The 308-nt window shown below is 50.0% G+C and carries 1 pseudogene; it reads left to right on the top strand.

The annotated features are described in order from the left end of the window. Nucleotides 1-51: 51 nt before the first annotated feature. Nucleotides 52-308: pseudogene (locus B9T16_RS29680) on the top strand (hypothetical protein); the annotation flags it as partial.

The raw sequence follows: 308 nt of genomic DNA, 5'->3' as shown, positions 1-308 counted from the left end.
ATCGGAGACCGTTTTGTGGGTACACACGGACTCCAAAACGACGGAAGCCACGTGCACGATGACCAAGAGTATGTGGTTGTGGGCATCCTCAAAGCGGGTGGTTCGGTGCTAGACCCACTTATACTGACGCCGCTAGAAAGCGTGTGGGCGGTGCATGATCATCATCATCATCATGACCATGACCATGACCATGACCATGACAAAGACAAAGACAAAGACAAAGACAAAGACAAAGACCATGACCATGACCATGAGCACGAGCATGTTCATGGGCCGGATTGTAATCATGACCATGACGAAGACCATGA

The sequence above is a fragment of the Arthrospira sp. PCC 8006 genome (genome assembly GCF_046480465.1).
GTDB lineage: Bacteria > Cyanobacteriota > Cyanobacteriia > Cyanobacteriales > Microcoleaceae > Limnospira > Limnospira platensis.
The sequence above is the reverse complement of the archived record's forward strand: the minus strand, read 5'-3'. Positions and strand labels throughout refer to the sequence as shown.